The sequence below is a fragment of the Acidovorax sp. DMC1 genome (assembly GCF_056314325.1).
This window is the reverse complement of the sequence record NZ_JBQUYO010000006.1, coordinates 216978-229635: the sequence shown is the minus strand read 5'-3', so window position 1 is coordinate 229635 and position 12658 is coordinate 216978. Positions and strand designations below refer to the sequence as shown.

Annotated in this window: 11 protein-coding genes; 9 read left to right on the top strand and 2 right to left on the bottom strand. The window is 63.0% G+C overall.

The features are described 5' to 3' along the window. The first annotated feature begins 6 nt into the window (after positions 1 to 6). The 7 genes from lpxB to ACT531_RS14515 all read left to right on the top strand — a co-directional run bounded on the left by lpxB (position 7) and on the right by ACT531_RS14515 (position 8372). A complete protein-coding gene (gene lpxB, locus ACT531_RS14545; protein ID WP_476017862.1) occupies positions 7 to 1170 on the top strand; it encodes a lipid-A-disaccharide synthase in 1164 nt (387 codons plus the stop codon). Beyond that, positions 1136 to 1768: a ribonuclease HII gene (gene rnhB / locus ACT531_RS14540; protein ID WP_476017861.1), complete on the top strand. Its 633-nt coding sequence runs from the start codon at positions 1136 to 1138 to the stop codon at positions 1766 to 1768. The genes lpxB and rnhB overlap by 35 nt, the downstream gene beginning before the upstream one ends. A 20-nt stretch (positions 1769 to 1788) precedes the next feature. Further along, positions 1789 to 2562: a TrmH family RNA methyltransferase gene (locus ACT531_RS14535; RefSeq protein WP_209820383.1), complete on the top strand. Its 774-nt coding sequence runs from the start codon at positions 1789 to 1791 to the stop codon at positions 2560 to 2562. A 265-nt stretch (positions 2563 to 2827) separates the two neighbouring features. Further along, a complete protein-coding gene (gene carA / locus ACT531_RS14530; RefSeq protein ID WP_476017860.1) occupies positions 2828 to 3991 on the top strand; it encodes a glutamine-hydrolyzing carbamoyl-phosphate synthase small subunit in 1164 nt (387 codons plus the stop codon). Beyond that, positions 3991 to 7236, top strand: coding sequence for a carbamoyl-phosphate synthase large subunit (gene carB / locus ACT531_RS14525; protein ID WP_110959065.1), 3246 nt, complete (start codon positions 3991 to 3993; stop codon positions 7234 to 7236). Before carA ends, carB begins: the two co-directional genes overlap by 1 nt. A gap of 201 nt (positions 7237 to 7437) precedes the next feature. Next, on the top strand, positions 7438 to 7914 hold the full coding sequence (gene greA, locus ACT531_RS14520; protein WP_209820385.1) for a transcription elongation factor GreA: 477 nt from the start codon (positions 7438 to 7440) through the stop codon (positions 7912 to 7914). Positions 7915 to 7925: 11 nt separating this feature from the next. Further along, positions 7926 to 8372 (top strand): DUF4149 domain-containing protein, encoded by a 447-nt coding sequence (locus ACT531_RS14515; RefSeq protein ID WP_476017859.1) that lies wholly within the window; start codon positions 7926 to 7928, stop codon positions 8370 to 8372. 76 nt (positions 8373 to 8448) lie between these two features. Here the strand turns inward: ACT531_RS14515 and ACT531_RS14510 are convergent, their stop codons facing one another. After that, a complete protein-coding gene (locus ACT531_RS14510; RefSeq protein ID WP_209820387.1) occupies positions 8449 to 9234 on the bottom strand; it encodes a glycosyltransferase in 786 nt (261 codons plus the stop codon). Next, positions 9234 to 9707 (bottom strand): YhbY family RNA-binding protein, encoded by a 474-nt coding sequence (locus ACT531_RS14505; protein ID WP_015013572.1) that lies wholly within the window; start codon positions 9705 to 9707, stop codon positions 9234 to 9236. The genes ACT531_RS14510 and ACT531_RS14505 overlap by 1 nt, the downstream gene beginning before the upstream one ends. Positions 9708 to 9812: 105 nt before the next feature. On the opposite strand from ACT531_RS14505, the gene ACT531_RS14500 reads away from it, so the two are divergent. Both ACT531_RS14500 and ftsH read left to right on the top strand, forming a co-directional pair. Beyond that, positions 9813 to 10505 (top strand): RlmE family RNA methyltransferase, encoded by a 693-nt coding sequence (locus tag ACT531_RS14500; RefSeq protein ID WP_476017899.1) that lies wholly within the window; start codon positions 9813 to 9815, stop codon positions 10503 to 10505. 145 nt (positions 10506 to 10650) lie between these two features. After that, positions 10651 to 12570, top strand: coding sequence for an ATP-dependent zinc metalloprotease FtsH (gene ftsH / locus ACT531_RS14495; RefSeq protein WP_015013574.1), 1920 nt, complete (start codon positions 10651 to 10653; stop codon positions 12568 to 12570). Positions 12571 to 12658: the final 88 nt, after the last annotated feature.

The following is a 12658-nucleotide window of genomic DNA, read 5'->3' as shown; positions in this document are numbered from 1 at the left end:
TGGGCGATGGCAGATTCCCCCCGCGTCGCGATGGTGGCGGGCGAGACGTCGGGCGACTTGCTGGCGGGCTTGCTGATCGACGGCATGCAGGCGCATTGGCCGGGGCTGCAATCCAGCGGCATTGGCGGGCCGCAGATGGCGCGTCGCGGCTTTGCTGCCTGGTGGCCCAGCGACAACCTGGCGGTGCATGGCTACAGCATGGAGGTGCTGCGCCGGCTGCGCGAGTTGCTGCGCATCCGCAAGCAGCTGCGCGAACGCTTGCTCAAGGACCGCCCCGATGTATTCATCGGCGTGGATGCGCCGGATTTCAACCTGGGCCTGGAGGCCGATTTGCGCGCTGCGGGCATCAAGACCGTGCATTTTGTGTGTCCGTCCATCTGGGCCTGGCGTGCAGACCGCGTCGAAAAGATCCGCCGCAGCGCAGACCATGTGCTCTGCATCTTCCCGTTCGAGCCAGAGTTGCTCGCGCAGCACGGCATAGCCGCCACCTACGTGGGCCACCCCCTGGCGGGCGTGATTCCCATGGTGCCGGACCGTACGGCCGCGCGCGCGCAACTGGGCCTGAGGGATGAGGACGAAGTTCTGGCCATCCTGCCGGGAAGCCGCTCTTCCGAGATCCAGTACATCGCGCGGCCCTTCTTTGAGGCGGCAGCGCTGGTGCTTAAAGCGCGACCAGCTATTAAATTGATAGTGCCTGCGGTGCCTGCACTGCGCGACCGCATCGAGCAGGTGGCGCGCGCGTGTGGTCTGGGTGATGCCCTGCAGATCACCACAGGCCAGTCGCACACGGTGCTCGCGGCCTGTGATGCCACCTTGATCGCCAGCGGCACCGCGACGCTGGAGGCCGCGCTGTTCAAGCGGCCCATGGTCATCGGCTACCACATGCACCCCCTGAGCTGGTGGCTCATGCGCCGCAAGCAGCTGCAGCCCTGGGTGGGCCTGCCCAACATCTTGTGCCGTGAGTTTGTGGTGCCCGAGCTGATCCAGGACGCCGCCACGCCCCAGGCCCTCTGTGCCGCCACGTTGGACTGGCTGGATGCAAAGCGTCAAGATCCCCCAAAAATTGCGGCCCTGGAGCAGCGCTTTACGGCGCTGCACGAGAGCCTGCTGCGCAACACTCCACAACTGGCTGCCGATGCGATCCAGAAAATCCTCGCTCCCGCAGCCTGAGCAGGCCTGCCTGCCCTGGCATCCGCCCGGCCTGGTGGCTGGGGTGGACGAGGCTGGGCGTGGTCCCCTGGCCGGGCCCGTGGTGGCAGCGGCTGTGATCCTGGACGACCTGCATCCGATTGCGGGCTTGGCCGACTCCAAGAAACTCACGGCCGCGCGGCGTGAAAAGCTTTACGACGAGATCCGCGCCAAGGCCCTGTGCTGCAGTATCGCCGAGGCCAGTGTCGAAGAGATCGACCAGCTCAACATCCTGCAGGCCACGCTGCTGGCCATGCGCCGTGCCGTCATGGGGCTGCGGCTCAAACCGGCGATGGTGCTGGTGGATGGCAACCGGCTGCCGGTGCTGGATGTTCCGGCGGAGGCCATCGTCAAGGGCGATGCGCTGGTGCCGGTCATCTCGGCGGCCTCCATCCTTGCCAAGGTGCACCGCGACCGCTGGTGCGCGCAGGTGCATGACGAGTTTCCCCAATACGGCTTTGCCGGACACAAGGGGTACGGCACGGCCGTGCACATGGCAGCCTTGCGCGAGCACGGTGCCTGCATTCACCACCGGCGCTCGTTTGCACCAGTGGCCCAAAACCTGCGCGCCGGATCCTGACCGGGCGCTGAAAACTAGCCATGACCTCCTCGTCCGTCACCGCCATCCATTCCCGCGATAACGCCTTCGTCAAGGACTTGCGCCGTTTGGCGCAGGACACGACGGCGTACCGCAAGCAGGGCCGTGTCTGGCTCGAAGGAGACCATCTGTGCCGCGCCGCGCTGGCGCGGGGGCTGCGGGCATCGGTGGCGGTGTTTTCTGAGTCTTTTTGGCCGCAGGCGCAAGTGGAATATGCCCGGGCAGCTACAAAATTCATAGTTCTTGCGGATGCACTGTTTGCAGACGTGAGCGGGCTGGAGTCGCCCGCCGCGATGGGCTTCATCCTGGACCTGCCTGCACCGGCGTCACTCCGGCCCGATGCCGCCACCGTGGTGCTGGACAGGGTGCAGGACGCGGGCAATGTGGGCTCCATCCTGCGCAGCGCCTCTGCGTTCGGGTTTCGCCAGGTGGCCGCCATCAAGGGCAGTGCCGCGCTGTGGTCGCCCAAGGTCTTGCGGGCCGGCATGGGGGCGCATTTCGCACTCGACCTGATCGAGGGGCTGGCACTGGACGACCTCGCCGCCCTTCAGGTACCGCTGCTGGTCACCAGCTCCCACGCGGGTGACTTTCTGCATCGCGCTGCCTTGCCCTGGCCCTGCGCCTGGGTGATGGGCCACGAAGGGCAGGGCGTCAGCCCGGCCCTGGAAGATAGGGCTTCTTTGCGCATCCGCATTGCCCAGCCCGGCGGCGAGGAGTCGCTGAATGTGGCGGCGGCTGCGGCCATCTGCCTGCACGCGAGCGGAGCAGGGCGCTGACGCTGTCTGCGCCCGCAGCGGTGCTGTGGGCGTCCAAGGCGAGCTTGGGGCTCGCAGGTCATAGACGCTGGTATCAGGGTTATGCAAGGCGTGCATTGCGGAGGTGTCAGCGACGGAGGGTATAATCGGGAGCTTTTCTCGCAACAGCGTCGCCCGACCGCACCCAAAGCAACAACCCATCTGAGAGCAGCCATTGGCACCATCGCGCTTCGAGTGTGCGAGTGGTCTGCAGGCGCCGGGCGACCGTAACCATCCGGAGAACCCAGTGCTTTTGTCTCTCAAGGGAAACTTCCCGCCCGCCATCCTGGCGCTCGCAGACGGCACGGTCTTTATCGGTAACTCGATCGGTGCCACCGGCACCACGGTCGGTGAAGTGGTGTTCAACACCGCCATCACCGGCTACCAGGAAATCCTCACCGACCCCAGCTACTGCCAGCAGATCGTCACCCTGACGTATCCGCACATCGGCAATTACGGCGTCAATGCGGAAGACATCGAAGCCGACAAGGTCCATGCAGCAGGTCTGATCATCAAAGACCTGCCCCTTCTGGCCAGCAACTTCCGATCCACCGAAACGCTTTCGCAGTACCTCGTGCGCGAAAAGACGGTGGCCATTGCCAACATCGACACCCGCAAGCTCACCCGCCTGCTGCGTGACAAGGGTGCGCAGAACGGCGCCATCCTGGGCCTCGCAGCCGGTGAGGCTGTGACGCAGGCGCGCATCGACGAAGCCCTGGCGGCTGCCCAGGCTGCGCCCAGCATGAAGGGCCTGGACCTCGCCCAAGTGGTGACCACCCCTGCGACCTACACCTGGGACCAGACGGAGTGGAAGCTGGGTGAAGGCTATGGCACACAGGCTGCGCCGCGCTTTCATGTGGTGGCGTACGACTTTGGCGTCAAGAAAAACATCCTGCGCATGCTGGCCGAGCGTGGCTGCAAGCTGACCGTGGTGCCTGCCAAGACGCCTGCGGCCGACGTGCTGGCCATGAAGCCGGACGGCGTGTTCCTGTCCAACGGCCCTGGCGACCCGGAGCCCTGCGACTACGCCATCGAAGCCACCCGCCAGATCGTTGAAGCGGGCGTGCCCACCTTCGGCATCTGCCTCGGCCACCAGATCATGGCCCTGGCCAGCGGCGCCAAGACCTTCAAGATGGACAACAGCCACCACGGTGCCAACCACCCGGTGAAGGACCTGGACAACGGCCGCGTGAGCATCACCAGCCAGAACCACGGCTTTGCCGTGGACATGGCCTCGCTGCCCGCCACGCTACGCCCTACGCACATCAGCCTGTTCGACGGCACGCTGCAAGGCCTGGAGCGCACCGACAAGCCTGCGTTCTGCTTCCAGGGCCATCCCGAGGCATCGCCCGGCCCGCACGACATCGCCTACCTGTTTGACCGCTTCACCGCGCTGATGGAGAAGAAATAATGCCAAAGCGCACAGACCTCAAATCGATCCTCATCATCGGCGCCGGCCCGATCATCATCGGCCAGGCCTGCGAGTTCGACTACTCCGGCGTGCAGGCCTGCAAGGCCCTGCGCGAAGAGGGCTACAAGGTCATCCTGATCAACAGCAACCCTGCAACGATCATGACCGACCCGGCCACCGCCGACGTCACGTACATCGAGCCCATCACCTGGCAGACGGTCGAGAAGATCATCGCCAAGGAACGCCCCGATGCCATCCTGCCCACCATGGGTGGTCAGACCGCACTGAACTGCGCGCTGGACCTGTGGCGCAACGGCGTGCTCGACAAGTACAAGGTCGAGCTGATCGGCGCCACGCCCGAAGCCATCGACAAGGCCGAAGACCGCCTGAAGTTCAAGGACGCCATGACCAAGATCGGTCTGGGCTCCGCGCGCTCGGGCATCGCCCACAGCATGGATGAAGCCTGGGCCGTGCAAAAGAGCGTGGGCTTCCCCACGGTGATCCGCCCCAGCTTCACGCTGGGCGGCACGGGCGGTGGCATTGCTTACAACCCCGAAGAGTTCGAGACCATCTGCAAGCGCGGCCTGGAAGCCTCGCCCACCAACGAGCTGCTGATTGAAGAGTCGCTGCTCGGCTGGAAGGAGTACGAGATGGAAGTGGTCCGTGACAAGGCGGACAACTGCATCATAATCTGCTCCATCGAAAACCTGGACCCGATGGGCGTGCACACGGGCGACTCGATCACCGTGGCCCCGGCCCAGACGCTGACCGACAAGGAATACCAGATCATGCGCAATGCCAGCTTGGCGGTGCTGCGCGAGATCGGCGTGGACACGGGCGGCTCCAACGTGCAGTTCTCGGTGAATCCGAAGGACGGCCGCATGATCGTCATCGAGATGAACCCGCGCGTGTCGCGTTCGTCGGCACTGGCGTCCAAGGCCACGGGTTTCCCCATTGCCAAGGTCGCCGCCAAGCTGGCCGTGGGCTACACGCTCGATGAGCTCAAGAACGAAATCACGGGTGGCGCCACGCCCGCATCGTTCGAGCCTTCCATCGACTACGTGGTCACCAAGATCCCACGTTTTGCGTTCGAAAAATTCCCTACGGCCGACAGCCGCCTGACCACGCAGATGAAGTCTGTGGGCGAGGTCATGGCCATGGGCCGCACCTTCCAGGAATCCTTCCAGAAAGCCCTGCGCGGCCTGGAAGTGGGCGTGGACGGCATGAACGAAAAGACCCAGGACCGCGAAGTGCTCGAAAAAGAACTGGGCGAGCCCGGCCCCGAGCGCATCTGGTACGTGGGCGACGCGTTTGCCATGGGCCTGTCGGTGGACGAGGTGTACGACCTCACCAAGATCGACAAGTGGTTCCTGGTGCAGATCGAAGAGATCGTGAAGATCGAGCTGGAGCTGGACAAGATCGCTGCAGAAAAGGGCGACGCTGCATTGGCATCGCTGGACGCTGACACGCTGCGCACGCTCAAGAAGAAGGGCTTCTCCGACCGCCGACTGGCCAAGCTGCTCAAGACCACCGAGAAGTCGGTGCGCGAAGCACGCCGCGCCCTCAACGTGCGCCCGGTCTACAAGCGCGTGGACACCTGCGCTGCCGAGTTCGCCACCAACACGGCCTACATGTACTCGACCTACGAGGAAGAGTGCGAAGCCGCGCCCACCGATAAGAAAAAGATCATGGTGCTGGGCGGTGGTCCGAACCGCATCGGCCAGGGCATCGAGTTCGACTACTGCTGCGTGCATGCCGCACTCGCCATGCGCGAGGATGGCTACGAAACCATCATGGTCAACTGCAACCCTGAGACGGTTTCGACCGACTACGACACGTCGGACCGCCTGTACTTTGAGCCGCTCACGCTCGAAGACGTGCTCGAAATCGTGGACAAGGAAAAGCCACACGGCGTGATCGTGCAGTACGGCGGCCAGACGCCTTTGAAGCTTGCACTGGGGCTGGAAGCCGAAGGCGTGCCGATCATCGGCACCAGCCCCGACATGATCGACGCAGCAGAAGACCGCGAGCGCTTCCAGAAACTGCTGGGCGATCTGGGCCTGCGCCAGCCGCCCAATGCCACCGCACGCACCGAAGCCGAGGCCCTGGAAAAGGCCGCCACGCTGGGTTACCCCCTGGTGGTGCGCCCCAGCTACGTGCTGGGCGGTCGTGCGATGGAAATCGTGCACGAACAACGCGACCTGGAGCGTTACATGCGCGAGGCCGTGAAGGTGAGCAACGACTCGCCCGTGCTGCTAGACCGCTTCCTGAACGACGCCATCGAGTGCGATGTGGACTGCTTGCGCGACCCCGAGGGCAAGACCTTCATCGGTGGTGTGATGGAACATATCGAGCAAGCCGGTGTGCACTCGGGTGACTCGGCCTGCTCGCTGCCGCCGTACTACCTCAAGCAAGCCACGGTGGACGAGCTCAAGCGCCAGTCGGCTGCCATGGCCGAAGGCCTGAACGTGGTGGGCCTGATGAACGTGCAGTTTGCCATTCAGGAAGTGGATGGCAAGGATGTGATCTACGTGCTGGAAGTGAACCCCCGCGCCTCGCGCACGGTGCCGTTTGTGTCCAAGGCCACCGGCATCCAGCTGGCCAAGGTCGCGGCACGCTGCATGGCAGGCCAGACGCTGGCTTCGCAGGGCATCACCAAGGAAGTCACACCACCTTACTTCAGCGTGAAGGAAGCGGTGTTCCCGTTCGTCAAGTTCCCTGGCGTGGACACCATCCTCGGCCCCGAGATGAAGTCCACCGGCGAAGTGATGGGCGTGGGCAAGACCTTCGGCGAAGCCTTCGTGAAGAGCCAACTGGGCGCGGGCACGAAGCTACCCACTTCTGGCAAGGTGTTCCTCACCGTGAAGAACAACGACAAGCCCCGCGCGGTGGACATTGCCCGCCAGCTGGTGGCGCTGGGCTTCGACCTAGTTGCTACCAAGGGCACGGCTGCAGCCATTGCCGAAGCGGGTGTCCCTGTGGTGGTGGTCAACAAGGTCACCGAAGGCCGTCCGCACATCGTGGACATGATCAAGAACAATGAGATTGTCATGGTCATCAACACGGTGGAAGAACGCCGCAACGCGATTGCCGATTCGCGTGCGATTCGTACCTCGTCGCTGCTGGCCCGCGTGACCACGTTCACCACCATCTTTGGTGCGGAGGCGGCCGTGGAAGGCATGAAGTACCTGGACAAGCTCGACGTGTATTCCGTGCAGGAACTGCACGCTCAGCTGGCGGCCTGACCGGGTTTTTGCGGTGGCTTTGGCCGCCGCAAACACGGCATAATCGCCACTAAACCAACACCGCCGCGCGGCAACGTGCGGCGGTTTCCTTTTGTAGATGTGCCACGTGCACCCCTCAATGTTTTGCGGGGAGCAGCGTGGCGAAAGATCGGTGGAAGTGCCTTGCACTTTCACCGTTTTGACTTGTGGAGACTCAATCGCATGGCCACCATTCCCATTACCAAGCGCGGCGCTGAAATGCTCAAGGAAGAGCTGCACCGCCTCAAGACCGTGGAGCGTCCTGCGGTGATCGCTGCCATTGCCGAAGCGCGCGCGCAGGGTGACCTGAGCGAAAACGCCGACTACGACGCAGCCAAGGACCGCCAGGGTTTCATCGAAGGCCGCATTCAGGAGATCGAGGGCAAGCTCTCGGTAGCCCAGGTCATTGACCCCAGTGCGGTCGACGGTGGCGGCAAGGTGGTGTTTGGTGCCACGGTCGAACTGGAGGACGAAGACTCTGGTGACACGGTGAAGTACCAGATCGTGGGCGAAGACGAGGCGGACCTCAAGCGAGGCTTGATCAATATTTCCAGCCCCATCGCGCGTGCGCTGATTGGCAAGGAAGAGGGCGATACCGCCGAGGTGCAGGCCCCCGGCGGCATTCGTCGCTATGAAGTGGTGGCGGTCAGCTACCAGTGAGCGTGCACGGCATGTCCCGCCGCCTCCCTGCCCTGGTCGCTGCACTTTGGTGGGGCAGTTTGACCACCATCGGGTTTCTGGTCGTGCCCATGCTGTTTGCCCATCTGCCTTCGCCCACGATGGCGGGCAACATGGCGGCCAAGCTGTTTGCGGCGCAGACCTGGGTGGCGGTGGTGTGTTGTGTGGTGCTGCTGCTCTTGTCCAGGCCTCGGCATGGACTGGCCCAATATCCTTGGGCACGCGCTGTCATGCTGTTCGTTCTCGGTGGCCTGCTGCTGGCGTTGCTCAACCAGTTTGGCGTTGCGCCCCGCATTGTGGCCCGGCAGGACTTGCGTCTGTGGCACAGCGTGGGGACGGTGATGTATGCAGCGCAATGGGGCTGCGCCTTGGCAGTGTTGTGGCAAACGCTGCGGCCGGGAGCGCACGCGGCAGAGGAAGAGCGGTCCGCCAGCGATTGACGGTCAAGCGAGCGATTCGCTGACAAATCTACTGCGGCATAGACTTTTTTTAGAACAAGCCGGCCCGCCGCCGCGCCTATTCGTGCCAGTGTTCCGCCACCCAGGTGGCTGGGCGGATGTAGCGAAACCGCCGGTTGCGCCGGCCCGCCAGGGCATCCGGGGGGTTGCATTCCCCATGAAAAATCACGATGCGTGCACCTTCCGGCACAAACGGCGCGCGCCAGTAGTTGGTAGGCCAGGGGGGGATTCCGTGGTACTTGAAACTGGGGCACCACGCGGCGGGCCAGTATTGCAGCTTGCCCTGCTTGTGCAAGAAGTCTGACAGGTAGGCTTGCTCATTGCGGAACTGTGCCCGGATTTCGGCGAAGTGCTCGCGAAAATACGCCAGCACATCGGGGTGCGCACCCAGTTCAAAGCGGTACACGGACGAGTTGCCGGTGATGCGCCACGGACGCTTGTAGTCGTGAATGATCAGAAATTCGCCGGGTTGGGTGAAAAAATCATCCAGGCTGCCGGTGATGACCACATCCACGTCCAGAAACAGGGCCGTGCCGCGCAGCCCGTGCAAATCTGCGCTGAAGGTGGCCAGCTTGGTCCAGCCCCGCTCGGGAATGCCGGGCGGCAGATCCAGTGCGGGAATGGGCAGGCATTGCACTTCGCTGCGGATGCCGGTGCTGTCATCGGTGAGGCAGACAAAACGGAAATCGCCGCTCAGATGCCGACGCACCATGGCATACAGCCGGTTGACGTATTCGGGGCCGTATTTCGTGCCCCATTTCATGCAGAGGATGTGGCGCGTGGGCGCCTTGCCGGCAGGTGCTGCAACGGTTGCAGGCACTGCCGAGCCTGCATCGTGGCTCATCAGTCGGCCTGACGCTTCTTGATGGATTTTTGCTTGGGCTTCGCCCGCTTGATCTGGCCGCCCGAGGTGAGGCGCTGGTTACCGAGCACGCGCAACTGCTTGATCTCGGGGCGTTGGCCACCCCGCTTGCTGTACTTGAGCACCTTGACGTCGCGGGGGCCGGGCATCCGGTCTTCATCGACAGCGCGCTCCTTGACGGGCTGAGGCCGCCACAGCACCAGCAGCTTGCCGATGTGCTGGATGGGAGCAGCGTTGAGTTCAGCGGTCAGCTCTTGGTACATCAGTTCGCGCGCGGTGCGGTCATCGTTGAAAACACGCACCTTGATCAGGCCATGGGCGTTGAGGGCGGCGTCAATTTCCTTCTTGACGGCGGGGGTGAGGCCATCGCCGCCAATCAGGACCACGGGGTCCAGGTGGTGGGCAGCGGCGCGTTGTTCCCGGCGCTCGGCAGGAGTCAGTTGAATTTGGGGCATCCCCGTATTATGTCTGCGGCCCGGCTGGACGTGATTCCGGCTGCCGTGCGCAGCGCTGGGGGCAGGTCGGCCACTGCAGCGATTGTCGAGAGACAATACCGCCATATGAAAGTCAAAACCCAGAGCAAAAAGGTGAACAAGGCGTGGCTCAACGACCACGTGAACGACACCTATGTCAAATTGGCACAGAAGGAGGGTTACCGCGCCCGTGCCGCCTACAAGCTCAAGGAGATTGACGAGCAACTGGGCCTTATCAAGCCGGGATATACGGTCGTCGATCTGGGCTCTACCCCGGGGGCATGGAGCCAGTATCTGCGCCGGCGCCTGTCACCCTCGGGTGCTGCAGCGGGGCAGCTCAACGGGGCGATCATTGCCTTGGACATCTTGCCCATGGAGCCGATTGAAGGTGTCACCTACCTGAACGGAGATTTTCGAGAGCCTGACGTGCTGGAGCGCCTGGAGCAGGCGCTCGACGGCCGGGTGGTGGATGTGGTGGTGTCGGACATGGCGCCCAACCTGTCGGGCATCGAGTCGGCCGATGCGGCGCGGATTGCGCACCTGGTGGAGTTGGCTGTGGATTTTGCTTGCAACCATTTGAAACCGGAGGGTGCCCTGGTGGTCAAGTTGTTCCATGGCAGTGGATACAGTGATCTGGTCACCTTGTTCAAGCAGACTTTCAAGGTCGTCAAGCCCCTGAAACCCAAGGCTTCGCGCGACAAGTCCTCCGAAACGTTCCTGGTGGGGATGGGGCTTAAAAAAGTAGCCTGTTCAGGCTTGCCTCAGGTCAAGAATCCGTGAACTTTGGCGCCAAAGCCCGCGCTGATTCCATGGGCGTGAGGGGGAATAGGGCTGGCCCCGTGGCTTGAAAGACCTAAAATGGGCCGCACATGCGTGCCATGACGGCAGTGTGTCCGTTTTCTGTTCCCCGCAACTGGAGCCCCGCTTGAACAATCAGTGGTTTTCAAAAATTGCCGTATGGCTGGTCATCGCCATGGTGCTGTTCACGGTGTTCAAACAGTTTGACACCCGCAGCGGCGCCAGTGCGGGCCACGTCGGGTATTCCGAGTTTCTGGACGAAGTCCGCAACAACCGCATCAAAAGCGCCACCATTCCTGAAGGGCTGAGCGGCGGCGAGATTGTGGCGGTCACGACCGATGACCGCAAGATCCGCACGAATGCCTCGGTGTTGGACCGTGGTCTGGTGGGCGACCTGCTGAACCATAACGTCAAGTTCGACGTGAAGCCCCGTGAGGAAGGTTCCCTGCTCATGACCCTTCTGGTCAGCTGGGGCCCCATGCTGCTGCTGATTGGCGTATGGGTGTACTTCATGCGCCAGATGCAGGGCGGCGGCAAGGGCGGCGCCTTCAGCTTCGGCAAGAGCAAGGCGCGCATGCTGGACGAGAACAACAACCAGGTCACGTTCGCGGACGTGGCCGGCTGTGACGAGGCCAAGGAAGAAGTCAAGGAAGTCGTGGACTTCCTGAAGGACCCGCAGAAGTTCCAGAAGCTGGGTGGCCGTATTCCCCGTGGCCTGCTGCTGGTCGGCCCTCCCGGTACTGGTAAGACTTTGCTGGCCAAGTCCATTGCGGGCGAAGCCAAGGTGCCGTTCTTCAGCATCTCGGGCTCGGATTTTGTGGAAATGTTCGTTGGCGTGGGTGCGGCCCGCGTGCGCGACATGTTCGACAACGCCAAGAAGAACGCCCCCTGCATCATCTTCATCGATGAAATCGACGCCGTGGGCCGCCAGCGCGGTGCTGGACTGGGCGGCGGCAATGATGAGCGCGAGCAGACCCTGAACCAGATGCTGGTTGAGATGGACGGCTTTGAGACCAATCTGGGTGTGATCGTGGTGGCTGCCACCAACCGTCCCGACATCCTGGACGCAGCCCTGCTGCGCCCTGGTCGTTTTGACCGCCAGGTGTATGTGACGCTGCCCGACATCCGCGGCCGCGAGCAGATCCTGAATGTGCACATGCGCAAGATCCCGATCGGCCAGGACGTAGCCCCTGCGATCATCGCCCGTGGCACGCCCGGCATGAGCGGCGCCGACCTGGCTAACCTGTGCAACGAAGCTGCCCTGATGGCTGCGCGCCGCAATGCGCGCACCGTCGAGATGCAGGACTTTGAGAAGGCCAAGGACAAGATCCTCATGGGCCCCGAGCGCAAGAGCATGGTCATGCCCGAGGAAGAGCGCCGCAACACGGCCTACCACGAAGCTGGCCACGCCCTGATCGGCAAGCTGCTGCCCAAGTGCGACCCGGTGCACAAGGTCACCATCATCCCCCGTGGCCGTGCCTTGGGCGTGACGATGAGCCTGCCTGCGCAGGACCGCTACAGCTACGACCGCGAATACATGCTCAACCAGATCAGCATGCTGTTCGGTGGCCGTATCGCTGAAGAAGTGTTCATGAACCAGATGACCACTGGCGCCAGCAATGACTTTGAGCGCGCCACGCACATCGCCCGTGACATGGTCACCCGCTACGGCATGACGGATGCATTGGGCCCCATGGTCTATGCCGAGAACGAAGGCGAAGTGTTCTTGGGCCGCTCGGTCACCAAGACCACCACCATGAGTGAGCAGACCATGGAAAAGGTGGACATGGAGGTGCGCCGCATCATCGATGACCAGTACAACCTGGCACGTCGTCTGATTGAAGAGAACAGCGACAAGATGCACGCCATGGCCAAGGCCTTGCTCGAATGGGAAACCATCGATACCGAGCAACTGGATGACATCATGGCCGGCAAGGAGCCCCGTCCTCCCAAGGACTGGACACCGCGCACTCCGCCCTCGGGTGGCGACAACTCCAGCGGCGGTACTCCTGCAGTAGCTACGGACACCGCGCCGACAGCAGCCTGACCAGGCTCTCGGTACAGTCGTTCAGACGGGGCCTTGTGCCCCGTTTTTTGTGGCGTTCCATTTTTTCACTGCGAATTTGTTGGCTTGG